General features: G+C 66.3%; 24 protein-coding genes. 14 read left to right on the top strand and 10 right to left on the bottom strand.

The window, feature by feature from the left end; genetic code table 11:
- The first annotated feature begins 12 nt into the window (after nt 1-12).
- Genes ATO3_RS12400 through ATO3_RS12380 form a run of 5 tightly spaced genes read left to right on the top strand, consistent with a single transcriptional unit; the run spans nt 13 to nt 4,521 of the window.
- Nucleotides 13-1,296 (top strand): TRAP transporter large permease, encoded by a 1,284-nt coding sequence (locus ATO3_RS12400; protein ID WP_088650176.1) that lies wholly within the window; start codon nt 13-15, stop codon nt 1,294-1,296.
- A gap of 22 nt (nt 1,297-1,318) precedes the next feature.
- Nucleotides 1,319-2,293: a TRAP transporter substrate-binding protein gene (locus tag ATO3_RS12395; RefSeq protein ID WP_088650175.1), complete on the top strand. Its 975-nt coding sequence runs from the start codon at nt 1,319-1,321 to the stop codon at nt 2,291-2,293.
- Between the two features lie 59 nt (nt 2,294-2,352).
- Nucleotides 2,353-2,886, top strand: coding sequence for a TRAP transporter small permease (locus ATO3_RS12390; protein ID WP_088650174.1), 534 nt, complete (start codon nt 2,353-2,355; stop codon nt 2,884-2,886).
- Between the two features lie 24 nt (nt 2,887-2,910).
- Nucleotides 2,911-3,255: a RidA family protein gene (locus ATO3_RS12385; protein ID WP_088650173.1), complete on the top strand. Its 345-nt coding sequence runs from the start codon at nt 2,911-2,913 to the stop codon at nt 3,253-3,255.
- A 33-nt stretch (nt 3,256-3,288) separates the two neighbouring features.
- On the top strand, nt 3,289-4,521 hold the full coding sequence (locus ATO3_RS12380) for an NAD(P)/FAD-dependent oxidoreductase (protein WP_088650172.1): 1,233 nt from the start codon (nt 3,289-3,291) through the stop codon (nt 4,519-4,521).
- Between the two features lie 320 nt (nt 4,522-4,841).
- On the opposite strand, the gene ATO3_RS29015 is transcribed toward ATO3_RS12380, so the two are convergent.
- Nucleotides 4,842-5,102, bottom strand: a complete 261-nt coding sequence (locus ATO3_RS29015; protein ID WP_198963268.1) for a hypothetical protein — start codon at nt 5,100-5,102, stop codon at nt 4,842-4,844.
- Nucleotides 5,103-5,147: 45 nt separating this feature from the next.
- On the opposite strand from ATO3_RS29015, the gene ATO3_RS29010 reads away from it, so the two are divergent.
- Both ATO3_RS29010 and ATO3_RS29175 read left to right on the top strand, forming a co-directional pair.
- Nucleotides 5,148-5,339 carry an OsmC family protein gene (locus tag ATO3_RS29010; protein ID WP_198963267.1) on the top strand — a complete coding sequence of 64 codons (192 nt, stop codon included), beginning with the start codon at nt 5,148-5,150 and terminating at the stop codon, nt 5,337-5,339.
- Nucleotides 5,340-5,348: 9 nt separating this feature from the next.
- Nucleotides 5,349-5,972, top strand: a complete 624-nt coding sequence (locus ATO3_RS29175; protein WP_088650171.1) for an NAD(P)-binding domain-containing protein — start codon at nt 5,349-5,351, stop codon at nt 5,970-5,972.
- Between the two features lie 1,576 nt (nt 5,973-7,548).
- Here the strand turns inward: ATO3_RS29175 and ATO3_RS12365 are convergent.
- From ATO3_RS12365 to ATO3_RS12335, 7 genes are all read right to left on the bottom strand, one after another.
- The gene (locus ATO3_RS12365; RefSeq protein ID WP_198963266.1) at nt 7,549-7,899 is read right to left on the bottom strand and encodes a hypothetical protein; all 351 of its coding nucleotides are present in this window, start codon (nt 7,897-7,899) and stop codon (nt 7,549-7,551) included.
- A 50-nt stretch (nt 7,900-7,949) separates the two neighbouring features.
- Nucleotides 7,950-8,921, bottom strand: coding sequence for an SH3 domain-containing protein (locus tag ATO3_RS12360; protein WP_233152123.1), 972 nt, complete (start codon nt 8,919-8,921; stop codon nt 7,950-7,952).
- 202 nt (nt 8,922-9,123) lie between these two features.
- Nucleotides 9,124-9,423, bottom strand: coding sequence for a hypothetical protein (locus ATO3_RS12355; RefSeq protein WP_088650170.1), 300 nt, complete (start codon nt 9,421-9,423; stop codon nt 9,124-9,126).
- 101 nt (nt 9,424-9,524) lie between these two features.
- Complete coding sequence (locus ATO3_RS12350; RefSeq protein ID WP_088650169.1) at nt 9,525-9,833, bottom strand: hypothetical protein; 309 nt, start codon at nt 9,831-9,833, stop codon at nt 9,525-9,527.
- 231 nt (nt 9,834-10,064) lie between these two features.
- Nucleotides 10,065-10,925, bottom strand: a complete 861-nt coding sequence (locus ATO3_RS12345) for an AraC family transcriptional regulator (RefSeq protein ID WP_158217953.1) — start codon at nt 10,923-10,925, stop codon at nt 10,065-10,067.
- Nucleotides 10,926-11,326: 401 nt separating this feature from the next.
- Nucleotides 11,327-11,716: a hypothetical protein gene (locus ATO3_RS12340; protein WP_088650167.1), complete on the bottom strand. Its 390-nt coding sequence runs from the start codon at nt 11,714-11,716 to the stop codon at nt 11,327-11,329.
- 449 nt (nt 11,717-12,165) lie between these two features.
- On the bottom strand, nt 12,166-12,642 hold the full coding sequence (locus tag ATO3_RS12335; protein ID WP_233152122.1) for an Lrp/AsnC family transcriptional regulator: 477 nt from the start codon (nt 12,640-12,642) through the stop codon (nt 12,166-12,168).
- Between the two features lie 169 nt (nt 12,643-12,811).
- Here ATO3_RS12335 and ATO3_RS12330 point away from each other — a divergent pair, with 169 nt between their 5' ends.
- The 5 genes from ATO3_RS12330 to ATO3_RS12310 all read left to right on the top strand — a co-directional run bounded on the left by ATO3_RS12330 (nt 12,812) and on the right by ATO3_RS12310 (nt 17,027).
- On the top strand, nt 12,812-13,276 hold the full coding sequence (locus ATO3_RS12330; protein ID WP_088650165.1) for an RrF2 family transcriptional regulator: 465 nt from the start codon (nt 12,812-12,814) through the stop codon (nt 13,274-13,276).
- A 168-nt stretch (nt 13,277-13,444) separates the two neighbouring features.
- Nucleotides 13,445-14,500, top strand: coding sequence for a sulfate ABC transporter substrate-binding protein (locus ATO3_RS12325; protein WP_088650164.1), 1,056 nt, complete (start codon nt 13,445-13,447; stop codon nt 14,498-14,500).
- 3 nt (nt 14,501-14,503) lie between these two features.
- On the top strand, nt 14,504-15,343 hold the full coding sequence (gene cysT / locus ATO3_RS12320; RefSeq protein ID WP_088650163.1) for a sulfate ABC transporter permease subunit CysT: 840 nt from the start codon (nt 14,504-14,506) through the stop codon (nt 15,341-15,343).
- Nucleotides 15,344-15,431: 88 nt separating this feature from the next.
- Nucleotides 15,432-16,295: a sulfate ABC transporter permease subunit CysW gene (gene cysW / locus ATO3_RS12315; RefSeq protein WP_088650162.1), complete on the top strand. Its 864-nt coding sequence runs from the start codon at nt 15,432-15,434 to the stop codon at nt 16,293-16,295.
- Between the two features lie 12 nt (nt 16,296-16,307).
- Nucleotides 16,308-17,027 carry a sulfate/molybdate ABC transporter ATP-binding protein gene (locus ATO3_RS12310; protein ID WP_088650161.1) on the top strand — a complete coding sequence of 240 codons (720 nt, stop codon included), beginning with the start codon at nt 16,308-16,310 and terminating at the stop codon, nt 17,025-17,027.
- Nucleotides 17,028-17,049: 22 nt separating this feature from the next.
- Here the strand turns inward: ATO3_RS12310 and ATO3_RS12305 are convergent, their stop codons facing one another.
- Together ATO3_RS12305 and ATO3_RS12300 are read right to left on the bottom strand one after the other, a co-directional pair.
- Nucleotides 17,050-17,574, bottom strand: coding sequence for a hypothetical protein (locus tag ATO3_RS12305; RefSeq protein WP_088650160.1), 525 nt, complete (start codon nt 17,572-17,574; stop codon nt 17,050-17,052).
- Between the two features lie 160 nt (nt 17,575-17,734).
- Nucleotides 17,735-18,802, bottom strand: coding sequence for a serine hydrolase domain-containing protein (locus ATO3_RS12300; RefSeq protein WP_088650159.1), 1,068 nt, complete (start codon nt 18,800-18,802; stop codon nt 17,735-17,737).
- A 435-nt stretch (nt 18,803-19,237) separates the two neighbouring features.
- Here ATO3_RS12300 and ATO3_RS12295 point away from each other — a divergent pair, with 435 nt between their 5' ends.
- Both ATO3_RS12295 and ATO3_RS12290 read left to right on the top strand, forming a co-directional pair.
- Nucleotides 19,238-20,923, top strand: coding sequence for a tryptophan halogenase family protein (locus ATO3_RS12295; RefSeq protein WP_088650158.1), 1,686 nt, complete (start codon nt 19,238-19,240; stop codon nt 20,921-20,923).
- Nucleotides 20,924-21,213: 290 nt separating this feature from the next.
- Nucleotides 21,214-22,701 (top strand): aldehyde dehydrogenase family protein, encoded by a 1,488-nt coding sequence (locus ATO3_RS12290; protein WP_088650157.1) that lies wholly within the window; start codon nt 21,214-21,216, stop codon nt 22,699-22,701.
- Nucleotides 22,702-22,768 lie beyond the last annotated feature (67 nt).

The following is a 22,768-nucleotide window of genomic DNA, read 5'->3' as shown; positions in this document are numbered from 1 at the left end:
GGACCGGACATCATGTGGCCCATTCCTGTCATCTTCGTGCTGCTGCTGATCAGCGGGACGGCCTTTGCCTACCTGATGGGCGCGGTGTCGGTGCTGTCTTTCGTGATGGCAGGCAAGGCGCAATTCCTGTCGATCCTGCCGCAACGGATCTTTGCGCAGCTTGATGTCTTTGCCTTCATGGCCATGCCCTTGTTCATCCTGACGGCAGAAATCATGACCCGCGCGGGTGTCACCCGCAGCCTGATCGACTTTGCCCTGTCCGTGGTCGGGCGGTTCCGGGGCGGGTTGGGCCATGTCAACGTGCTGACCAGCGTGTTCTTTGCCGGGATCTCGGGCTCGGCCATTGCCGACAGCGCCGCATTGTCGCGGACATTCGTCCCCGAGATGGTCGAGCGCGGCTATAGCCCCTACTACGCCGGCGCGATCACGGCGGCCTCTTCGATGATCGGGCCGATCATCCCGCCGTCCATCATCATGATCATCTATGGCGGCCTCACCGGGGCCTCGGTCGCGGCGCTGTTCGCCGCCGGTATCGTGCCGGGCATCCTGCTGGCGGTCTCGCTGATGGTCCTGAACGCGGTCATGGCGCGCATCGGCAACCACCCCGGCGGCGCCGCGGCGGATGCGCCCGCCTTCTGGCCCAGTCTGCGCCGCGCGGCTCCGGCCCTGCTCCTGCCGGTGGTCATCCTCGGGTCGCTCGTGCTGGGCCTTGCCACGCCGACCGAAGGCTCGGCCATTGCCGTTCTCTTCGCCCTGATCGCGGGCCAGTTCTATACCGGCCTGTCATGGCGCATGCTGTTCGACGCGCTCGAGGCCACGGCGCGGCTGACGGGGACGATCTTCATCATCCTCGCGGCGATCTCGGTGCTGGGGTTCCTTGCGGGGCAGATGGGCTGGTCGCAAATGCTGGCCGACTGGGTCGAGTCCATCGGTCTGACCGGTCCGCGCTACCTGTTCTTCCTGGTGGGCATCTTCCTGATCGCGGGCATGTTCATGGACACGCCCGTCGCCATGACCCTGCTGATCCCGCTGTTCGCACCTCAGGCGCTGGCGCAGGGGATCGACCCGGTGCATCTGGGCGTGGTCCTGTGCTTCAACCTGTGTGTGGGCCTGATAACACCGCCCCTGGGCAAATGTCTCGTGGTGGTCGCCGCCCTGACCGAGCTGAACTACTGGCGCCTTGCCTACGCCGCGCTGCCCTTCGTGGCGGTGCAGATCCTGCTGCTGCTGGCGCTCGCCTACTGGCCCGAACTCACTCTGACGGTTCCGCGGCTGGCCGGATTTTCCGTGAACTGAAAACATACTGGGAGGAACCTCTATGCAATTCAAAGCCTTTGCCCTGTCGGCCCTGATGCTTGCGGCCACCGCCGCCACGGCCGAAGTGAAGATCGCGCTGGACAGCGCGCCCGACCTCGAAACCTCGGGGTCCTATAACTGGGCGGCCACCTTCGGCGCCGAGCTGACCAAGGCCGGGTTCGACGTGCGCGAAATGCCGCGCGGTGCCGTCGGCAACGAGGCCGAGAAGTTCGACCAGGTCACCACGGGCCTGCTTGAAATCTCGTTGTCGGATATCCGTTCGGTCGCGCAGGTCGAGCCCTTCGTCTACGGGCTTCGTCTGCCGTATCTGTTCGACGATGCAGCCCACATGCAGCGCGCATTGCACAAGGGCGCCATCTTTGATCGCGTGAACGAGGCGCTGGCCCCACAGGACGCCATGCTGCTGGCCATCGCCCCGCTCGGGCCGTCCTCGGGCATCATCACCACCGACACGGCGGTGCGCGCGCCTTCCGACATGGCCGACCTGCGGATGCGCGCGCTCGACGATGCGCAGATCGCCATGTACGAGGCCTGGGGCAGCTCGGGCACCATCGTGCCCTGGGGCGAAGTCCCCGCTGGCCTGCAAACCGGGGTGATCGACGGCTATCTGAACTCGCCCTTCGTGCCGATCATGTTCGGCCAGACCGACTTCGTGAAGAACTTTGCCGACGCGGGTGTCATCATGCCTGCGCGCGCGGTTCTGGCATCCCGCATGTGGTATGATGGCCTGAGCGACGAAGAACGCGCTGCCGTGGATGCCGCCGTCGAGACCGCCGATTCCGCGACGCAGGAATGGCTGGACCGCGTTTCGGTCTCGTCTCTCGAAGCACTGGAAGAGGCCGGTGTGTCCGTGCAACGACTCGATGCGTCCGAGCGCGACGCCTTCCGGCAAAAGTCTCTGGCGGTCTACGACTCGGGCCTGATGCCCGCCGATGACGTCGCCGCGTGGCAGGCGCTGGCCGCCGACGCCCGCTGACCCCAAACGCGCGTCCCGTTTGCCGCGGGGCGCGCATAGCCTGACAGACGGAACCCGCCATGCGCGCCTTCATCATCGGACTGAGCGACCTTTTGCACCGCATCGCGCGGGGCGTTGCCGTGGCCGCCCTGGCCGGCATGTTCATCACGGTGATGATCCAGGTGATCGCGCGCTATGGCTTTTCCTCGCCGCCCATCTGGACCGAGGACGTGGCCCGCTACATGATGGTATGGACCGGCCTGCTGGGCGCGACCCTGTCGTTCAAGACGCGGTCGGACGCGGTGCTGATGGCCAGCGTCTTTCCCCCGCGCCCGAACTGGCCTGGCCTGATGGCCGAAGCCATCCAAACCGCCGCGGTGCTGACATTCGTCCTGCCCACGGTCTATTTCTGCTTCATCGGGCTGCGCGGCGGCTTTGCACGCGGCTACCTTGCGCGTCAGGCGGCGCTGACGATGGACACGCTGGGCATCGCAATGGTGTGGGTCGCCGTGATCGTGCCGATTGCAATGATCATCATCCTGATCCACCTTGCCGCCCGCTGGGCCTGCGCCCCGGCGCAGTCGCATGGCGAGGCGCAGGCCAGTCTCGACTGATGCCCCGACCGAACAAGGACCCCCATGACATCCGTTCCCAACCTGCCGTTTTCGAAGACCCGCCGCGTCGACAACCTGCTGTTCCTGTCCGGCGAACTGGGTTTTGACGCCGAGGGCAAGATCCCCGATGGAATCGAGGCGCAGACCCGCAACTGCCTGGAGCGCATCGGAAAGACTCTCGCGTGCGAAGGCGTTGGCCTGCAGGACGTGGTCTCCTGCACCTGCTACCTGACCGACAAGGCCGATTTCGCGGCCTTCAACGCGGTCTATGCCGAATATTTCTCGGACCCGCTTCCGGTGCGGACCACCGTGCTTAGTGGATTGATGCTGGATGCCTGCGTCGAGATAACGGTCATCGCAAAGGTATAACCACGCACGAAGGCAGGGCGAAGGAGGCAGGGCATGGCCGAAATCCTGGTGATCGGGGCCGGAATGGTCGGCGTCTCGACCGCGCTTGCCTTGCAGGACCGCGGCCACGCGGTCACGCTCGCCGACCGGCGCGCGCCGGGGCAGGAAACCAGCTTTGGCAATGCCGGCGTGATTCAGGTCGAGGCCGCAGAGCCTTACCCCATGCCGCGCGCGCCGTCGGAGCTGTTGCGCCATGCGCTGGGGCGGACCAATGATGTGACCTGGTCGCTCTCGGGGCTGGCGTCGATGGCGCCTGCGCTCTGGCGGTACTGGCGCGCGTCCTCGTCCGCCCACCATGCGCAGGCGGCCGCGACCTATGCCCGCCTGACATCCCGCGCCACCGAGGATCATGCGCCGCTGATCGCGGCGTCGGGGGCGGAAAACCTCGTCGCGCGGCAGGGTCTTGCCCTTGTGTTCCGCAACCCGGAAAAGTTCGAGAAAGAATGTGGCTACGCGGCCCATCTGGCCGATCGCTACGGTGTCCGTTACCGCGCTGTTTCCGGGGCTGACTGGCGTCGCGAAGAACCCGCGCTCCGGTCCGACCCCGTGGGCGCGATCCACTTCACCGACAGCTGGAGCGTCTCGGACCCGGGCGCCCTGACAACCGCCTACGCCGCGCTTTTCGAGAAGCGCGGCGGGCGTATCGTGATCGCCGATGCCGCGACGCTGGCAAGAACGGAAACCGGCTGGCGCCTGACCGGGCCGGAGGGTGCGATCACGGGCGAGACCGCCGTGCTGTGCCTTGGTCCATGGACAGGCGTGGCACTGCTGCGGTTCGGCCTTCGTGTTCCGATGGTGCTCAAACGCGGCTACCACGCCCATTATGACGCGCCGCAGCAATTGCGGCGGCCCTTTCTGGACACCGACAATGGCGTGGTGTTGTCATCGATGCGCGCGGGCCTGCGCATGACCTCCGGGGCTGCCCTGGTCGCGCCGGGCGCGCCCGCAGATCCCAGGCAACTCGCCCGTGGCGAACGGGCCGTGGGCGACCTTGTCGCGCTTGGCCCGCGGATCGACGGATCGGACTGGTTCGGGACGCGACCCTGCCTGCCGGGCATGTTGCCCATGGTCGGCGCCGTGCCGGGCAAGCCCGGGCTCTGGGTAAATTTCGGGCATGGGCATCAGGGGTTCACGCTCGGCCCGACAACCGCCACCCTGTTGGCGGAGAGCATCGACGGTGCAAGCACCACGCTGCACAAGGCTCTCTCGCCCGCGACACGACTTTGACCGGGACCGCGTGGCGTCCGTCGGAAAAGCGGGACGACGCGGCGGACCGAATGACATCCCGCCATCAGCCGACGGACCTGGTTCGACTTTCCGGATCTGCCGGTCTTGGCGAAGTGGGATCGGGGCAAGACCGACGAGCCCGGCCTGCGTTGTTGAGGTAGACTTGATTGAGACGGCCGGCCGCCAGTCTCACAAAGGACCAAGTGATCGCACCTCTGGCCGGATGCTGCCGGCGAAGGTCCGATGAAAACCACCTTTCGCAAGTGGTATCGCGGATGGCTGCCGCGCGCTCAGCGCATCAACCCGGCTGCGGCTTTGACTTAGAGAAAGTCGACATGTGTGGTACCTTGTGGGTAAATGGCATGACGACGGCGGAAGTTGCGGTAGACAACGGGGTTAACGTCGCCGCGCTGCTGGAGGCGCGGGAAGCGCTGACAGATGCGCCCGAAGCCGCGCAGTTCCGGTGGACCGCCGTGTGCGAATGGCGGGCGGGGACGCACAGCACCTAGACGGTCGAGGGGTTTCATGGCCTGGGCGCCGCGCAGGCGCACCGGCGGAAGTTCAGTTTCGAAACCGACCATCCCGAACTCTTTGCCTCGGAGGACAACGGGGCCACGCCGGTCGAGTTGGTTCTGTGCGGGATCCTCGGTATCGACAGCGACGTGCGCAACGGGTTCTACGGGATCCACGTGCGCTACCGCGTCGACGCGGACGCCAGCCGTGAAGATATCGAGGCACTGGTGGCGCAGTCCCAGAAACGGTCGGCAGTGTTCGACATCATCAGCAATCCGACGAACGTGACGGTCAGCGTGGACTGATCCCGGACCGTGCCGGGTTGGCAGAGCCAGCTACGGACGACGGTGGTCGTCGTCGGCGCCGGCCATGCGGGGCTGGCCATCAGCGCCTGCCTGTCGATGCGCGGGATCGACCACGTGGTGCTGGAAAGGGGTGAGGTCGCGAACAGCTGGCGGACAGAACGCTGGGACTCGCTCAGGCTTCTGACGCCCAACTGGTGCAGCCGGCTTCCGGGGCATGGATATCGCGGGCCCGACCCGGACGGGTTCATGGACATGGCCCAGACGGTGGCCTTCATCAGTGATTTCGCGCATGCCGTATCGGCACCGGTTTTGACGGGCCGGAGGGTGATTTCGGTCAGCCGGCACGCGCCCGGGTATCGTGTCAGAACCGATCTCGAGACCTGGCAAAGTCGCGCCGTTGTGCTGGCCTCGGGCGCGTGCAACCTGCCGAACGTTCCGTCCCATGCGGCTGATCTGCCGTCCGGCATCCTGTCGGTCGACACGGCGCATTACCGCCGGCCGGATGAGCCCTATTCCGGCAGTCCCGCCTGGCGAAGTCCGTCAAGAAGCTGCTCGATCAGCGCGGGATCGACGACCATCGGGTTCTTGCGAACGGCCGAGAGCGAAAAGCGCGGGATGTCGCGCACCAGCTGATCGATGGCGCGCCGGGCCTCTCTGTCCCGCCCAAGCCGGGCGTTGGCGCAGGCCAGTGTTACCAGAGCCCCGAACAGCCCGGGGTCGCGCTGCAGGCCCTTCTGGGACAGTTCGATGGCCTTTTCGTATTCGCCGCGGAAGTAATAGCCGTGCCCGATCGCGTCGAGCAGCCAACTGCCGCGGAAGTCCCTTGGGGTGCTCTTCAGGGCACGCTGGCAGGCGGCGATGCCATCGTCGAGTTCGCCGCAGAAGATCAGCGCATGACCCAGGATCGCGTAGCCGTCGGCGTAATGCGGATTCAACTCGACCGCGCGGCGGGCGGTGGTGACCGCTTCGCGCGCCTGGCCCGTGTAAAGCTGAACCGACGCAAGCGCATAGACGCATTCCGCGCTGGCCGGGGCCATGTGCACGGCCTTGCGCACCAGGTCGCGCGCAAGGGCATAGGCCTCGCGCGCCGGCCGCGTCCAGCCATGCATGGCCTTGTGCGCATGACATAGGCCCGTCAGGGCATGAGCCATGGCGAAATCCGGGGCCTCTTTGACGGCCAGTTCCAGATGCGCGATCCCCGCTGTCAGCTCGGCCTCGGTCATCGCGAAATAGCCGCGCAGTCCCAGGAAATAGTGGCCCCAGGCATCAAGCTGCGAAGCTGTTGCGTCCGCCGCCCGGGCGATCTCGGTGCGCAGGATTTCAGGCGCCAGGGTAGAGGCGATACGGGCGACGATCTCGTCCTGGGCGGCAAAGGGATCTTCCATGTCGGCATCAAGCTGATCGGCCCAGACGTGACCGAGCCGGTCGGTATCAATAAGCTGGGCATTGATGCGCACACGCGCCCCGGCCGACCGGACGCTGGCCTCAAGCACGTAACGCACGCCCAGTTCGCGGCCGGCCTGTTTGACGTCGACGGACTGGCCCTTGTAGCGGAACGCCGAATTCCGGGCGGCGACAAAAAGCCAGTGAAATCGCGACAGGGCCGTGGTGAGGTCCTCGGCGACACCATCGCAGAAATACTGCTGGCCCGGTTCGTCGGACAGGCTGTCGAACGGAAGGATGGCCAGCGAAGGTTTCCGAAGCGGCGTTCTGGCCGTTGCCGGCGGGGTCCAGGGCGAGTACGGCGGAAAGCCTGCGGCGTAAACGATCCAAGCGCGATACCTCTTTAGTTCAAGAACACATGAAGTGTAATCGCCGGGCTTGCGGAGTGTCCATTGCCTCGTATGGGACACTTTTGTCGAAGACGCGGCTGGTTGTCTGGTGCCCCCCTGCGCGGATCGGTCCGGATGACGCACCCCGTGCCGGCGCCCTGCGGGCCGTGGAGACCGGATGCGAACGTTCGCCAGATAATGTCGAATGGCGGCCTTGAGCGGGCGGTGTGTCGCCGGGCACCTGCGACGTCAGGCAGCCGGCTGTTGGCTTGATCCGAACCGGGCCCGGACCCTGATTTTGCCGAAGCGGTCTGGCAGGCAGCGCTTGACCAGACAGATCGTCCGCGTTTCCCGGCAGACCGAGGGGGTTCAGCGGTCGCTGAACAGGCGGGCGCGCGGCGGCGCGGGCCGCGCCGCCGCCGGTCCGAGGTCGCCGCCTAGAGGCTGCCTTCGCTGCCCATGAACATCAGAGACGGGTTGGATCCGTCATTGGACACCAGGCAGCGCCAGGGCGCCCCGTTGGTCCCGACCCGCATGTAGACGGCGGTGGCAGCCTGAGAGAACTCGCTGCCCACCACGCGCACCGCGCCATCCGTCTGGGCATCGAGCGCATTGCTGCAGCTGCTTATGGCCGCGTTGCTGACCGATCCGTCCATGCTTTCGATGAACGGCGGGCCCGCGGGGCTTGGCGCCATCTGGCCTCCGCCGCTGGGGACTGCTGTGTCGTCGCAGCCGGCCAGCGCGGCCGCGCCAAGGGCAAGGGCCGCCAGGGTGAAGCGTATGGTCATCGTGTCTGTCTCCTTCTCTCAGGGGGGTGGCCGTCCGGATCCGCAACATGTCATCGCAGGTAGCGTGCGTTGACCCATCCGCGTCCCCGCATGTCGGTCATCATCTCGATCTCGCACCAGCGCGACGCTCCGACATCCTGACACCCCAGCCGGCGGACCCTGTCGCCATTGGCCAGGGCGCCCACGATCGGGTTGCCGGTTCCCGGCCCGCTGCGCACGTTCAGGACATCGTTTGCCGGCACGCCAGCGATCTGAACCGTGTCGGTCCCACCGCCACCGGACGCGGCCCCGCCCTGGTCGCCGGGACCCGGCAGGCGCAGGAACCGTGCCGCGACCCAGCCGGTCACGCCGCCGGTCGAGGCCTGGACCTGGCACCATTGCTGCCCATCCGACATCGTGCAGCCGCCCGCGTTGCGCAGAACGGTACCGTTGCGGTGTTCGCCGATCTTCTGGCCACTGGGCCGCGGCGCATCCCGGACGTTCAGCACGCCGCCGCTCCCCGAAAGGCGCACGACAAAGAAATCCTCTTCCGGCAACAGGCCGGAGGGGCTTGATCCCGGCGATCCCGTGCTCTGCGACTGGCCGCCGGGTGCGATGTAGACGTCGATGGAATATCCGACGGTCTTGCCGGCGTCGGCGTCGTTGCCCATCAGGTAGACCCGGATCGCCCAGTTGCCGCTGGACGGAAGCGTGACCTCTGCGCGCCGGCCCTCGGTGCTGCCGTTGAAGAGCGCCGGATAGTCCTGACCTGCGGGAAGGATGTTGAAAAAGGCGGATCCATTGCCGTTGGTGCCGGTGACCGCGAGCGATACGACCATCGTCTGCCCGCCCTGCGCCGCCAGAACATAGTCGATATACGCGTTGCCCACGATCGTGCCGTTGATCGTCGTGCTGCTGGCGCCGGCCGCGAAGCTTATGGGCACGCTGTCCTGTGCCCTCGCGGGGGTCATACCCGCCAGTGCTCCGGCGGCCAGGCCGAGTGCGGCCGAGGTGAGCAGTGCGGAGAAACGTTTCTTGCTCATGACCATGATTGGCGTCGTCCCTTGGTGACGACACGCCACCCGACGCAGACGGTGTTAAATCTGTTCCGTGCTCTCATGCGTTTGCTCCCCCTGTCTTGAGTGAGACGCTTTGGACAAAGCACCTTCGCGCCAGTGTCGCGACCCGGATTGCGCAGACGCCGGGGCCGGGCTGCGCCGCCTGCCGGACGGTCCAAAGGGACGCTCAGCAATCCTCGGCGGGAAGCATCGTCACCTCGGAATAGCGCCCGTCGGATGTCACGATCCGGGCGCAGGCACCGGTGTCGCGGTTGAACCACCACGTTGTCAGCCCTTCGCTTCGGATCGGCTCATAGCCTAGGTTCTGCAGGCCCATCTCGGCCTGGCCGGCCCGCGCGCCCTGGAAGGACGACAGGTCCGTGGAGCTGCCGACCGTCGGGGCCGAGGCCGATCCGCCGGTGTCCTCCATGCACCCTGCCACCGCTGCTAGCCCGATGAGGGCGACGAAGATCTTGCGGTCGATCATGACCAATCCTTTCCTGTTCATGAAATATCCTGCCGTGCGCCTCCGCCCGGGCTACCGGATGGCGAATTCGATCGAATAGCCGATCCGGCCTCCGGTCCGGTTCATTCTCCGCCGACCTCTGCCAGCTTAGCCAGGATCTCATCGCATTGCGCGGCGCTGCCCACGATTTCGCCGGCATCGCCCGTCGCGCCGCTCACGTTGGAGGCCGCGCGGGTCAGGACCTGGTCGACCTGCTCGGCGGTCAGAAGGTCTTCATCCATCGCGGCCTTCACGGTCGAACAGATCCCGGCGCTCAGCCCGGTGGCGATGCCGATGCCGGCGGCCGCGCCGGTCATCAGCGGGGCCACGACGAGGCTGCCGGCAAACAGGCCGATGATCAGGAACAGCAGCGGGATCAGGATCTTGCTCATGTCGCTCTCAGTTGCGTCCTCGGCGCCAGTCCGACCGGCTTCAGCCCGGGCAGGGCGCACGCGACCGGCCATGACCGATCCGCGAGAAACCGAAACGTTGCATGCCGCGTGCCCCCCTTTTGGGCCGCCATTCCGGCGCCGGCCCACATCTCTTGAATGTCAGTTCACAGAAGGCGCGCGGGCCGTGCAATCCGGATCGCGATGTCGCTGTCCATATTGCGCAGGCCTTGGTTAATAACGCTGGCGCGCCAGTGTGGCCGAGGGGGCCTCGCCGTATTTGGTGGCATAGGCCTTCGCGAAACGCCCGAGATGTCCGAAGCCTGCTGCGTAGGCCGCGGATGCGACTGTCATCTCGATGTCGTCCGAAAGCAGCAGCTTCCGGGCCTGCTCAAGGCGGATGTCGGTCAGCATCGCCCAAGGGCTTCGGCCAGCGACGGCGCGGAACGCTGTCTCGAGCGTCCGGTTGGAAATCCCGCAGGCAACGGCGATATCCGAGATGGTCCCGATGTCTTCATAGGCCGCATGCATGAACTCGAGAGCCTTCCGGACATGCCGGTGCGCCGGTCTGTCCGCCCATCCGGAGGCCGCGGGCAGAGCGTCCGGTTGCATGAGGGTCAGCAGTTTGTCCGACAGGATGTCTTGCCAGTGGACCTGGCTTTCCGGCCGCAGGGGACGTTGCGCGAGCGGATCCAGATCTTCGGTCAGCATCTGCGCCAACTGGAGAAAATGCCGCGCGGTGGGCGCGGCGGTCTCGTTGATGACCTGAAAGAAAGTGTCGGGTGTCAGTTGCCGCCCACCGGCACCGCTTTTGCCCTGCATACCAGTCAGGTCGGACTGGTCGAACAGCAGGACGATCGCATCGTAGGTGCCAGGCGTGGTTGGCATGACCCGTGTGGACCGTATCCCGCGACCGACGATCAACAGCTGGCCGGGCCGGGCGTGCAGGGTCCGGTCGGAGAGTTCCGAGGTGATCGTCCCGACCGTTGGAATGATGACCGAGATCTTCCTTTCCTCGATCACCCGGATATCATGCCCGGTGGACCGGACTCGCCCGACGCAGACGGCGTTCACGAATGCCTTCTCCACGGTCATGCGCTGCCGGGCCGCGTCATGCAGGACCGGGCGCTGCCCGCCTGCGAAGAGCCCGCCGTAGCGGAGCGATGCCTGGTTTGATCGGTAGTCGGCAACTTGGTGGAAGCACGTCATTCGATACCACGCACGCTCGTCTTAAGGTGGACGCCGTTGAGTCAGGGATCATCCTAGAGGTGCATGCGTCTGTTTCAAGACTTGAAGGATTCAAACTGCGATTCGCGCTCAAGCTCTGGCGCTCGGCCTGTGCCTGGTCGCCCAACACCACGCGGGACCCTGTCCGGTCAGATGGGTGAAATCGGGGCACACTGGGGCGATCAGGCGCGGGAGCATGTCTTTACCGCCGAACTGGCCGGGGAACGGGCGCCATCGGGCGGCACCCATGCTGTCGGACCGGCGTGCAATCAGCCGGCGAGGTCCGCAAGGTTGGCGTCGAGCAGCGCCTGCTGATCGGCCGGGGCCAGCCCTTCTTCGAGGATGTCGCAGAGCACTTCGAAGACCGCGGCGGCCCGTCCGTCCGACGCGGTCTGCCAGATCCATTCGGATCCCGCCACGGCGACATCCATCATGTCGCCCCGCGCCTCCTCGAGCTCGGCCTCCGGCAGATCGAGCGCGATGCGAACATCTCCGATCCCCTGCCGCGGGACGTTCGCGTCTTTGGCATAGTGCTCGAAATTGGAGAAAAATTCCTGCTGGATACCGGTAGAGACTGCCCGGTTCACGATCTCCAGTATTGGACGCAACAGGTCCTTGGTCTCTTTGCCTCCCTCCACCGCCTCCAGCGCATTCAGCATCTCGGTCTGCCCGCGAAGGCTCGTTGGAACAGTCAGTTCGAGTCTCACTCTGCCGCATGCCTTTCGGTGATGTTCATTGTGCTGAACCTATCGTGACGCGAGGGTATAGCAAGGTCGGTCGGAAGGACTTCGGTGTTCAGAGGGCGGGAGCCGCCTGAAACGCCACTTCGATGCGTTGCGGTGACACTATGAAGAGCAGTGTTGCCGAACCCTGCCGGCGAAGGACCGCGTCCGCGTCGCCGCATGGGCGGGCGCGCCGGGCGCTGCGCGTGCCGAAGGGCTGTCCGAGCCGGGCATGTTGCGCGGTGCATGGGGCGCTCTGTCAGCCGGACAAGGTGCGGTCCCTTGCTAATGCCGACCGCAGGTTGCTGCGCCCGCTTGCAGCTGCGGCAACGGCCATGGCCCGCCGGTTGCGCGGCAATGGCCAGCTTTCGGACATCTTCCGGGTGTCACCGCCCGAGAACGATCGTCGAAAGGGGCAATTGCGGGCGCACCGCGACGCGCTCGAGGGCGAAGAGAGAATTGACACTTCGGATCCTCGCCCGCGCGGTCAGGTCCTCCAAAAGAGCATCGAATGCGGCGGTGTCGGGCACCACGACGCGCAGGAGGAAATCGTGGCTTCCGGCAAGCCGATAGACGTCGCGGACCGCATCGAGGGTCGCGACGACGGAGAGGAACTCGGCCCGCCATTCCCGCGTGCGCTCCATCGCTTCGACCATGATGAACGCCGTGAGGTTCAGCCCGAAGGCATCCGGATCCAGCAGCGCGACGCGGGCGCGGATGGTCCCGGCCTCCTTGTGCCTCTGGATGCGTTTCCAGCAGGGCGTCTGGGACAGGCCCACCTGGTCGGAGATCTGGGCCACGGGCATCGTCGCGTCCCGTTGCAGCAGGTCGAGGATCTTCAGGTCGATACGATCGAATGTCATCATGTCTCCTTGGCCCTGCGGGGCCAGCTCGCGAAGAGTCGGATGCATGATGACAGGTTTATCCAAAATGTCGATCATGTTTATCGTGTATTTGGAAATGGCTCGCTTTTCCCGCCGGGCGTGTTAACCTCAACACCGACGGTTGCCTGTTCGAAGGACCCTTGCGCCGATGATCACCCTCAAGACGAAATACGCCCTGAAGGCGCTAACGGTCCTGGCGGACGAAAAGGCGGGCGAGGCGGGGCCGCTGCGCATCGAACAGATCGCGGAACGCTCCGGCGCGCCCAAGCGGTTCCTTGAACATATCCTTCTTGACCTAAAACGCGCCGGGGTGATCGGCAGCCGGCGTGGCCGAAACGGGGGCTATGAGCTGATCAAGGATTCGCGCCGGGTGTCGCTTGCCGAGATCCTGCGCCTGATCGACGGGCCGCTGGCGCCTTTGCCCTGCCTGTCGCGCCGCGCCTACCAGAAATGCGAAAATTGTGACGAGGAGACCTGCAGCGTGAAGGCGGTCTTCGGCGGGTTCTACGCCACCTATCTGGTGATGATCGAATCCCTGACCCTGTTCGATCTGCAGGCCGAGTCCCGTCCTCTGGAGCGGTTTCCCCTCCTGGAGCCCCACGCCGGAGGATAATCTTCTACCGCGCCGCAAAAGAATGGCAGGGATTTGCCTTTGAAAAACACGACTAAGTCTGTCGATATTTAGGTATCAGGCCGGCGCCGGTGCCCCCTGAGCCAAGGCCCCCGAGGATCACCCCGACGGCCTGGCACGAAACCCGACAGGCTCAGCGAGGTAATCTCCATGTTTCGAAATGATCAGTACCGCCGGCAGCCGCAGCGCGGCGTGTCGCGCCGGAATGTCCTGGCCGCGCTCGCGGCCGGCGTGACACTTGCCGGCTCTCTGCCCGCCGCCGCGCAGGACGCCGTCGAGATCCTGAACGTCTCCTACGATCCGACGCGGGAATTCTACCGCGACTACAACGCGCTTTTCGCCGAATGGTGGAGCGCGCAGGGCCATGGCCCGGTCACCGTCCGTCAGTCGCACGGCGGCTCGGGCGGGCAGGCGCGCGCGGTGATCGACGGGCTGGACGCAAGCGTCGTGACGCTGGCGCTGGCGGCCGACATTTCGGCCATTGCCGAGCGGACGGGCCGTATCCCCGAAGACTGGCAATCGCGTCTGCCGCACAATGCCGCGCCCTACACCTCGACCATCGTGTTCCTCGTCCGCGAGGGCAACCCGAAGGGCATCGCCGACTGGGGCGATCTGGCGCGCGACGACGTCGAGGTCATCACGCCGAACCCCAAGACCTCGGGCGGGGCGCGGTGGAACTTCATGGCAGCCTGGGCCTGGGCGCAGGTGGAATTCGCCGGGGACGAGGCGAAGATGCGCGCCTATGTCTCCGAGCTCTACCTGAACGTGCCCGTTCTGGACACCGGGGCGCGCGGGGCGACCAACACCTTCGCGCAACGCGGGATCGGCGACGTGCTGCTGGCCTGGGAGAACGAGGCCTTCCTCGCGCTGGCCGAACAGGGAGAGGACGCGTTCGACATCATCGTGCCGTCGGTCTCGATGCTGGCCGAGCCGCCCGTCGCGCTCGTCGACGGCAACATCCGCTCCGATGCGCAGAGGGTGGCGGCCGAGGCCTTTCTCGAACATCTCTACAGCCCCGAGGCGCAGGCGCTGGCGCTGAAACATTACTACCGGGCGTGGGACACGTCTGCGGCGGCGCCCGAGGATCTCGCGCGGTTGCCGGATCTGCGGCGCCTCACCATCGACGATTTCGGCGGCTGGAACCAGGTGCAGCCCGCCTTCTTCGGCGACGGCGGGCTGTTCGATCAGATCTATTCGGAGCAATAGGTCATGAAGGCGGGTCTTATGCGCGCGCGCTCGCCCCTTCCGGGGTTCGGGCTGACCTTCGGGATCACGATGGCGGCGCTGTCCGTCGTGGTTCTGCTTCCCATCGGGGCGCTGCTGGGGCGCGGCATTGCCATCGGCCCCGCCGAGCTGTGGCAGATGATCGACACGCCTCGGATCTGGGCCGCGCTGGCGCTGTCGTTCCGCGCGGCGCTGATCGCCTCGCTGTTCAACCTGGTCTTCGGGCTGCTGCTGGCCTGGGTGCTGGTGCGCTACCGGTTTCCGGGGCGCGGTCTGGTCGACGCGGCAGTGGATCTGCCCTTTGCGCTGCCGACCGCCGTGGCCGGCATCGCGCTTGGCGCGCTTTATGCGCCCAACGGGGTCTTCGGGCAGCTGCTGGCACCCTTCGGCATCCGCGTCGCCTATACCGAGGCCGGCATCTGGCTTGCGCTGATCTTCATCGGGCTGCCCTTTGTCGTGCGCACCGTGCAGCCGGTGATCGCCGAGATCGACCACGAGCTGGAAGAGGCCAGCGCCACGCTTGGCGCACACCGGGCCTATACCCTGCGCCGGGTGGTCCTGCCGATCCTTACCCCGGCGCTGCTGACGGGCTTCGCGCTCGCCATGGCCAGGTCGGTCGGCGAATACGGGTCGGTGATCTTCATCGCCGGGAACCTGCCGTTCACGTCCGAGATCGCGCCGCTGCTGATCGTGATCCGGCTAGAGGAATACAATTACGACGCGGCGGCGGCGATCGGGATCGCCATGCTGGTGATCTCCTTCGCGATGCTGCTGGCCATCAACCTCATCCAGATCTGGAGCCGACGGAGGATCGCACATGCCTGACCCCCGGAGCCACGCCCACGCGCCGACCCGGTGCCAGCATGCAAGGTGCCGCCTTCGCCCCCGTCCGGCCATCATGGGAGATCGCTGAATGCCTGACGTCATCCTCGTCCCGCACCGGGACGTCACAACCGAGCCGCGGCTTGTCCGGGGCCTGCTGGTCGGTGTCGTCCTCCTCCTGATCGGGATCCTGCTCTTCGCGCCGCTGGCCGCCGTCTTTGCGTCGGCCCTGTCCGAAGGCCTGCGCGCCAGCCTTGAAAGCCTGACCCTGCCCGAGGTCCGGTCGGCGATCCGCCTGACGCTCATGGTCGCGGCCATCGTCGTGCCGCTGAACGCCGTCCTCGGCATCGCCGCAGCCTGGGCCATCGCCAAGTTCGATTTTCGCGGCAAGGCGGTGCTGATCACGCTCATCGATCTGCCGTTCTCGGTCTCGCCGGTGGTGGCGGGGCTTTCGCTGGTCCTGCTGGCCGGTGCGCAGTCCTCTCTCGGCGCGTGGTTTGCCGCGCATGACATCCGGATCGTCTTTGCCCTTCCGGCCATCGTTCTGGCCACGCTCTTCGTGACCTTCCCCTTCGTGGCCCGAGAGCTGATCCCGATCATGATCGAACAGGGCCGCGCCGAGGAAGAGGCGGCGCTGACCCTCGGCGCCTCGGGCTGGCGGACCTTCCGCACTGTGACCCTGCCCAACATCCGCTGGGCGCTTCTGTACGGGGTGCTGCTGTGCAACGCCCGCGCGATGGGAGAGTTCGGGGCCGTCGCCGTGGTATCGGGCAAGATCCGGGGCGAGACGACGACCATGCCGATCATGGTCGAGATGCTTTACAACGAATACCTCTCGGTCGCCGCCTTTTCCCTGGCGGGCGTCCTCGCGCTGCTCGCGCTTGTCACCCTCACGCTGAAATCCCTGCTGGAATGGCGCCATGCCGATGTGCTGGCCGCCACCCGCCGTCACTGAAGGATCACGGACATGAACATCGACATAGATTGTCTCGAAAAACGGTTCGGCGCGGACCGGGCTTTGCATCCCGTCTCGCTTTCCATCCCCTCGGGGGCGCTTGTCGCGCTGCTGGGGCCGTCGGGGTCGGGCAAGACGACGCTGCTGCGCATCCTGGGCGGGCTGGAGTTTCCGACCGCCGGGCGGGTGCGGTTCGACGGGTGCGATGCAACGGGCCTGAGCGTGCAGGAGCGCCGCGCCGGTTTCGTTTTCCAGCACTACGCGCTCTTCCGGCACATGACCGTGTTCGAGAACGTGGCCTACGGTCTGCGGGCCATGCCGCGAAAAACACGCCCGGGCGCGGCCGAGATCGACCGCCGGGTGACCCGGCTGCTCGACCTTATCCGGTTGCCGGACATCGGCCGGCGTTACCCGGGCCAGCTGTCCGGCGGACAGAGGCAACGTGTGGCCCTGGCGCGCGCGCTTGCCATCGACCCGCGGATGCTGCTGCTGGACGAGCCCTTCGGCGCGCTTGACGCGCAGGTCCGCAAGGAGCTGCGGCGCGGCCTCCGCGAGATCCACGACAGCACCGGCCTTACGACCGTCTTCGTCACCCACGACCAGGAGGAAGCGATGGAGCTTGCCGATCTCGTGGTGGTCATGTCGATGGGCCGGATCGAGCAGGTCGCCCCGCCGTCAGAAATCCGCGCGAAACCGGCGAGCGATTTCGTTCGTCAGTTCACGGCGGCATGACACTTCGGGTAGGGGAACCGGCTTACCACTCGGCGAAGGGATCGACGGGCAGATGCTCCCGTATCCGGTGGAAGAAGATGTCGATCTCCAGCGCCAGGCCCATTTCGAACGCGTTGAGCTCCGTCCCGCTCCAGCGGTGCTGTTCGAGCCGGGCAAGGAAGTCCCGGCGGGCCTGCGCGTCCTGCGGCTCAAGCGGGGCGTCTTCGACCGCGCGCAGCATGTCGATCCGCTTGTGGACCTCGCGCATGGCCGAGAAGGCCTCAATCATCACCCGCGCGAGGCGCGGTTCGTCCTGCCACGAGCGGCCGCCGAACACCTCCTGGACAACACGGTTTCCGGCGCCCAGGCAATCATAGGCCACGCAGCCGGGGAAACCCTCTTCGGTCAGCCTGTCATGGATCGTGCAGCTGTGCCGCGACAGGTTGCGGCAGGGTTCGCCGGGGTTCTTGTCAAAGGCGAAATCCTTGCCCTTGTCGAATGCCAGAGCAAGGCAGCACAGCGCCGCGCACTTGGAACAATCGGTCCTGAGGGGATCGGTCTGGGGCATCCTGGCTGTCGGTCCCTTTGGGGGATGTGGCTGATCCGCCGTATCCCGCGGAACGGCCCCGGAATGCAAGCGCCGCGCCACGGCTGATCTGGTTGGAGCCATGTCACCCCATTGCGCATGTCGGGTGCCCGCAGGCTGCGGCCACGACCTGCGCCGGGCGTCAGAGCGCCCGGACGATCGCTTCCAGTACCTCCTGCGCCCGGTCTCCTGCGACCCAGCGCAGGACGACCACGACGTCATGGTCCGGGTCGATCCAGATCTGGTGCGTTCCGGCGCCCTGGGCGGCAAAGGACCTTGCGGGCAGGGCGGGATTGGCTTCCGGCCCCCGGTTGAGCCACCACAGAAAGCCGTAGTTGGCCAGCGTGGGCGACGGCGTGACCGCCTGCGCCATCCAGCCCTGCGGCAGCAGGCGCCGCCCCTCGTGGACACCGTCCCGCAGGATCAGCTGGCCGAACCGCGCGTGATCGGCGGCCGAGATGAACAGCCCGCCGCCCCAATGCCCGCCGCCGGGCACGGATTGCATGCGCCGGCCGTCGATCTCGACCCACGAGGATTCGTACCCTTCCCAGCGCCAGTCCCGCGAGGCGCCGATCGGGTCCATGATCCGGTCGCGCAGCACCTCGGGCAGCGGGCGGCGGAACAGAGACATCAGGGCGAAGGACAGGGCGTTCACGCGGACATCGTTGTATTCGTAATGGCTGCCCGGGGTCTGCATCGGGCGTTCCTGACCCTTGCGGGAATTGTCCGCGCCGACGCCGATCTGGCGGTAATGGTCGACCTGGTCGGACTTGCCGAAGATCTCGCCGCGCCATTCGCTGTTCATGTTCAGGAAATGGCGCCACGTGACCTGCCCGTTGTGCGGCCCCTCGAAGACCGGGCCCGGCACGCGGACACGGACCGGCTCGTCCAGATTGGGCAGCAACCCGTCGCCATGGGCCAAGCCCGCCAGGGTCGACAGGTAGCTCTTGGCGATCGAAAAGGTCATGTCGGCGCGGTCGACATCGCCCCAGCGCGCGATCTCGTGGCCGCCGCGCAGCACCAGCCCGGCAGGCCCGCCCCGAGGCTCCACGGGGCCGACGATCTCGGTCCAGGGGCCGGTCTCGTTCCATTCGACGTTCCCGACATAGCTGCCGTCTTCGTAATACATCGACCGTGGCCAGGGGGAGTCGCTTGCCTCGGCCAGGGCTGTCGCCCGGGCCATGCGGTCGGGGTCGAAATCGGGGGTCATGCTGTCATCCTTCGCGGCGGGCTGTTGCTGTCCCGGCTTGGCCGCTGGCGCGGGCGGCTGCAAGGGCCGGCGGCCTGTCAGGCGGCCCGGCGCGTCGCACGCACCCGGTTTCGACCAGTAATATGGCGGTCCCGTCAGGCGGCCGTGCCGCGGCGGCCGGCTCTGTCGCCCCAGCGCCGCGCTGCACTCGCGCATCGCGTGCCGGGACACCCGCCGCTCGCCGGGTCGCACCGCCCAAAAGGTTGAGTTTGCGCCGTTTTTCCGGACGTCCGCAAAATACCGATTATTGTCCGGCCGGTCGGGGCAAGGCCCTCATTATTGGGCGTATTTCCGGCGCAATCGGATATGCGCGCATGCCCTGACGTCATAAGACTTAGCTGGCCGGTTGAAACCTGATATGTAAACTCCCCAAACCAACAGGGGGAACAGAAAAGAATGAATAATCGTTTGCGCAAGATCACCATCGTCGGCGGCGGAACGGCCGGCTGGATGACCGCGCTGATCATGGAGACCGAGTTTTCCCGAACTTCGGCGCCAAAGGATCGCCCGCGCATCTGCCTGATCGAAAGCCCCAACATCGCGACGGTCGGTGTGGGTGAGGCCACGGTGCCTCATATGCCGCGCACGATCCGCAAGGCAGGAATTACCGAGCGGGATTTCTTTCGTGAGACCAATGCGTCATTCAAGCTGGGTGTGAAATTCTGCAATTGGAACAAGGATGCCAGAGGCAATCGCATCGATTACGTGAATCCCTTCGCTCACGGCCAGATCCTGGAAGGGCTGGAGGCGGCCGAATATTTCCTGCGCTTTGGCAACGGCGACCGGGATTTCACCCAATCCGTCGCGCCTCACGATGACCTGGGCCGCCTGTGCAAGGGCGCCCGGGAACTGGGTCAGCCCGAGTTCGAACAGCGCTTCGGCTATGCCTATCACCTGGACGCGGTGAAATTCGCCGGCATGCTGTCGCGCGTCTGCACCAGGCGCGGGGTGGAGCATATCCAGGACGAGGTGCAATCGGTCGAGCTGGACGAACAGGGCAACGTCAGCCATCTGATGCTGGAACGGAAGGGCCGCCACGATGTCGAGATGGTCGTGGATTGCACCGGCTTTCGCGGGTTGATCATCAACCAGGCGTTGGGCGAGCCGTTCCTGGATTACTCGGATTACCTGCCCAACGACCGTGCCATGGCGTTGCAGATCGAACATCCGGACCCCGAGAAGATCGAAAGCGTTACGCGCTCCACCGCGCTGGGCGCGGGCTGGACATGGCGGGTGCCCCTCTACAACCGCGTGGGCACGGGCTACGTGTATTCCTCCGCGCATCGCACGGACGATCAGGCGGCGGATGAATACCTTGAATGGCTGGGCGACAGCGGCAAGGGCGCGACGCCGCGCGTGATCCCGATGCGCATCGGTCGCGTGCGCAATGCCTGGGTCAAGAACTGTGTCGCGGTCGGCCTGTCCGGCGGGTTCATCGAGCCCCTGGAAAGCACCGCGATCCACATGATCGAACACGCCGTGCGCTGGTTCACCGAACATTTGCCCACGCGTGAGATCGAGCCCGCGCTGCGCAGCAGGTACAATCGGCAGATGAACAGGCTCTATGATGAGGTGCTGGACTTCATCTGCCTGCACTACCGGCTGGGCAACCGCACGGACGACCAGTACTGGATCGACGCGCGCACCGAGATGAAGATCCCCGACCGCCTGGCCGAGAACCTGGAGCTTTGGCAATACCGCCTGCCGATGGACCACGATATCGGCTTTGCGACGCTGTTCGATTTCCGCGTCTACCAGACCGTTCTGCTGGGCAAGCAGGTCTATGACACGGGCTACGGGCCCGGGATCCGCGATCGTCTGCGGCCGGTGAAAAAGCCGATCTGGTTCCACTACACCAAGGGCGCAAAGGCGCATCTGGCGCAGATCCTCAAGACGATGCCGGATCACAAGACGCTGTTGCGGGACATTCGCGGAGAGCTGGAGCAGCCGGCCTATGCCAGGGTGGCGGCCATGAAACCCACGGTGCCGATGCCGGGCGAGGCGCCGGAGCCGGTGAAGATCCAGAACATGCCGAACCATGCAGAGATCCGGAGCGGGGCAAAGGACCTGCAGCTGTTCTAAGGCACCGCGCGGCGTCGCGGCCCGGGGCCGGAGAGGCCCTGGCCGTCCCGCCGCCCGCATGACCCAGGGCGGGTCCCCAATCGGGGCCCGTCTTTTTCTGTCCTGTCCCGCGTGCCGGATGCCGGTGCCGCGCAGGATCGACCGAGCTTCGATTTGATCGGCCACCCACTGGCCTTCGCGGTGGAGCCGGGTGTAGAGGACAGGCAGGTGACCCCATGGTCCCGCGCCGGGCCGCCGGATATGCCGGTCGCCTGGTCCGCACGAGGATCATGCAAGGCGAAGGAGACAGGATGAAAGACTGGAAGGCATCGGCCTCGGCGCTCTACGATGGCGAATTCCGCCCGATGTTCATCAACGGCAGCTGGTGCGAAGCCCGCTCCGGCGAGGTGATGGACGCGCGCAACCCGGCTGACGGGACGCTTCTGGCGACCGTTCCGAAAGGCGGCAAGGCCGACATCGACGCGGCCGTCTCCGCGGCCCGTACCGCGTTCGAAGGCCCCTGGTCCAAATGGACGCCGTTCGAACGCCAGGCCCTGCTGCTGCGGATCGCCGAGCGGTTCGAGGCGGAGTGGGAAAGCCTCTGCCTGTCCGACACGCTGGACATGGGCATGCCGATCCAGCGCACCCTGGCCAACAGCCGCCGCGTGCTGGGCATGTTGCGCTTCTACGCCGGGCAGGCCGTGACGATCCACGGCCAGACCATCCCCAATTCCTTCCCGGGAGAGATCTATTCCTCGACCGTGCGCGAGCCCATCGGGGTCGTCGGCGCCATCATCCCCTGGAACGCGCCCATCGCGGGCTCGATCTGGAAGATCGCGCCGGCCATCGCCACCGGCTGCACCGTGGTGCTGAAACCCTCCGAAGAGGCCTCGCTGACCGTGCTGATGATCGCGCGGATCATGCAGGAGGCCGGGCTGCCGGACGGCGTGCTGAACATCGTGACCGGCCTTGGCGCTGACGCGGGCGCGGCGCTGGCCGAGCATCCGGGCGTGGCCAAGATCGTCTTCACCGGCTCGACCGCGACCGGGCAGGCCATCGCGCGGGCGGCCACCGGCAACCTCAAGCGTGTCTCGCTGGAACTGGGCGGCAAATCCCCGGTCATCGTCTGCCGCGATGCCGATATCGAAAAGGCCGTGCCGGTCGCCGCGATGTCGGTCTTCGCCAATTCGGGCCAGATCTGCATCGCCGGCTCGCGCCTTTTCGTGGCGCGCGAGATCCACGACGAATTCGTCCGCCGCGTGGCCGAGTTCGCCGCCAACCTGCGCATCGGCCACGGCATCCAGGACGACACCGACATCGGCCCGATCATCTCGGCCCGCCAGGCCGAGCGCATCGCGGGCTACCTGTCGGCCGGCCCGACCGAGGGCGCCGAGATCGTCACCGGCGGCGCCCGCGTCGAGGGCGCGGGGTTCGAGGGCGGACATTTCTTCCACCCCACGGTCTTCGGCGGCGTCACCGACGACATGTCCATCGCGCGCGAAGAGATCTTCGGCCCCGTGATCTCGGCCATGCCCTTCGACGATATCGACGAGGTGGTCGCGCGCGCCAATGCCACGCCCTACGGGCTGGCGGCGGGCGTGTTCTCGACCCACCTCGGCACGGCGCACAAGCTGGCGCACCGGCTCAAGGCCGGATCCGTCTGGGTCAACATGTACCACGCCATCGACCCCGCCGTGCCCTTCGGCGGCGTGAAGATGTCGGGCTACGGCCGCGAAGGCGGGACCGAGCACATGGAGGAATACCTCGACACCAAGGCGATCTGGATCAACACGGACTGATCGCCGGCCCGCCCCGAAGACAATCGCCCCGGGCCGCAGGTCCGGGGCAGGGGCCGCGCGTGGTCGC

The organism is Marinibacterium profundimaris, from assembly GCF_002210095.1.
Taxonomy (GTDB): Bacteria; Pseudomonadota; Alphaproteobacteria; order Rhodobacterales; family Rhodobacteraceae; genus Marinibacterium; species Marinibacterium profundimaris.
This window is presented reverse-complemented; position numbering and strand designations above follow the sequence as displayed.

Excerpts from the sequence above, each read along its gene's own strand:
- ATO3_RS12310 (WP_088650161.1), top strand. The coding sequence starts at position 16,308 with ATGAACATCGACATAGATTGTCTCGAAAAACGGTTCGGCGCGGACCGG.
- ATO3_RS12365 (WP_198963266.1), bottom strand. The coding sequence starts at position 7,899 with ATGACCATACGCTTCACCCTGGCGGCCCTTGCCCTTGGCGCGGCCGCG.
- ATO3_RS12400 (WP_088650176.1), top strand. The coding sequence starts at position 13 with ATGTGGCCCATTCCTGTCATCTTCGTGCTGCTGCTGATCAGCGGGACG.
- ATO3_RS12360 (WP_233152123.1), bottom strand. The coding sequence starts at position 8,921 with ATGAGCAAGAAACGTTTCTCCGCACTGCTCACCTCGGCCGCACTCGGC.
- ATO3_RS12325 (WP_088650164.1), top strand. The coding sequence starts at position 13,445 with ATGTTTCGAAATGATCAGTACCGCCGGCAGCCGCAGCGCGGCGTGTCG.
- ATO3_RS12305 (WP_088650160.1), bottom strand. The coding sequence starts at position 17,574 with ATGCCCCAGACCGATCCCCTCAGGACCGATTGTTCCAAGTGCGCGGCG.
- ATO3_RS12300 (WP_088650159.1), bottom strand. The coding sequence starts at position 18,802 with ATGACCCCCGATTTCGACCCCGACCGCATGGCCCGGGCGACAGCCCTG.
- ATO3_RS12355 (WP_088650170.1), bottom strand. The coding sequence starts at position 9,423 with ATGATCGACCGCAAGATCTTCGTCGCCCTCATCGGGCTAGCAGCGGTG.
- ATO3_RS12330 (WP_088650165.1), top strand. The coding sequence starts at position 12,812 with ATGATCACCCTCAAGACGAAATACGCCCTGAAGGCGCTAACGGTCCTG.
- ATO3_RS29015 (WP_198963268.1), bottom strand. The coding sequence starts at position 5,102 with ATGGTCGGTTTCGAAACTGAACTTCCGCCGGTGCGCCTGCGCGGCGCC.
- ATO3_RS12290 (WP_088650157.1), top strand. The coding sequence starts at position 21,214 with ATGAAAGACTGGAAGGCATCGGCCTCGGCGCTCTACGATGGCGAATTC.
- ATO3_RS12395 (WP_088650175.1), top strand. The coding sequence starts at position 1,319 with ATGCAATTCAAAGCCTTTGCCCTGTCGGCCCTGATGCTTGCGGCCACC.
- ATO3_RS12295 (WP_088650158.1), top strand. The coding sequence starts at position 19,238 with ATGAATAATCGTTTGCGCAAGATCACCATCGTCGGCGGCGGAACGGCC.
- ATO3_RS12385 (WP_088650173.1), top strand. The coding sequence starts at position 2,911 with ATGACATCCGTTCCCAACCTGCCGTTTTCGAAGACCCGCCGCGTCGAC.
- ATO3_RS12380 (WP_088650172.1), top strand. The coding sequence starts at position 3,289 with ATGGCCGAAATCCTGGTGATCGGGGCCGGAATGGTCGGCGTCTCGACC.
- cysT (WP_088650163.1), top strand. The coding sequence starts at position 14,504 with ATGAAGGCGGGTCTTATGCGCGCGCGCTCGCCCCTTCCGGGGTTCGGG.
- ATO3_RS12345 (WP_158217953.1), bottom strand. The coding sequence starts at position 10,925 with ATGACCGTGGAGAAGGCATTCGTGAACGCCGTCTGCGTCGGGCGAGTC.
- ATO3_RS12335 (WP_233152122.1), bottom strand. The coding sequence starts at position 12,642 with ATGACATTCGATCGTATCGACCTGAAGATCCTCGACCTGCTGCAACGG.
- ATO3_RS12340 (WP_088650167.1), bottom strand. The coding sequence starts at position 11,716 with ATGCTGAATGCGCTGGAGGCGGTGGAGGGAGGCAAAGAGACCAAGGAC.
- cysW (WP_088650162.1), top strand. The coding sequence starts at position 15,432 with ATGCCTGACGTCATCCTCGTCCCGCACCGGGACGTCACAACCGAGCCG.
- ATO3_RS12350 (WP_088650169.1), bottom strand. The coding sequence starts at position 9,833 with ATGAGCAAGATCCTGATCCCGCTGCTGTTCCTGATCATCGGCCTGTTT.
- ATO3_RS12390 (WP_088650174.1), top strand. The coding sequence starts at position 2,353 with ATGCGCGCCTTCATCATCGGACTGAGCGACCTTTTGCACCGCATCGCG.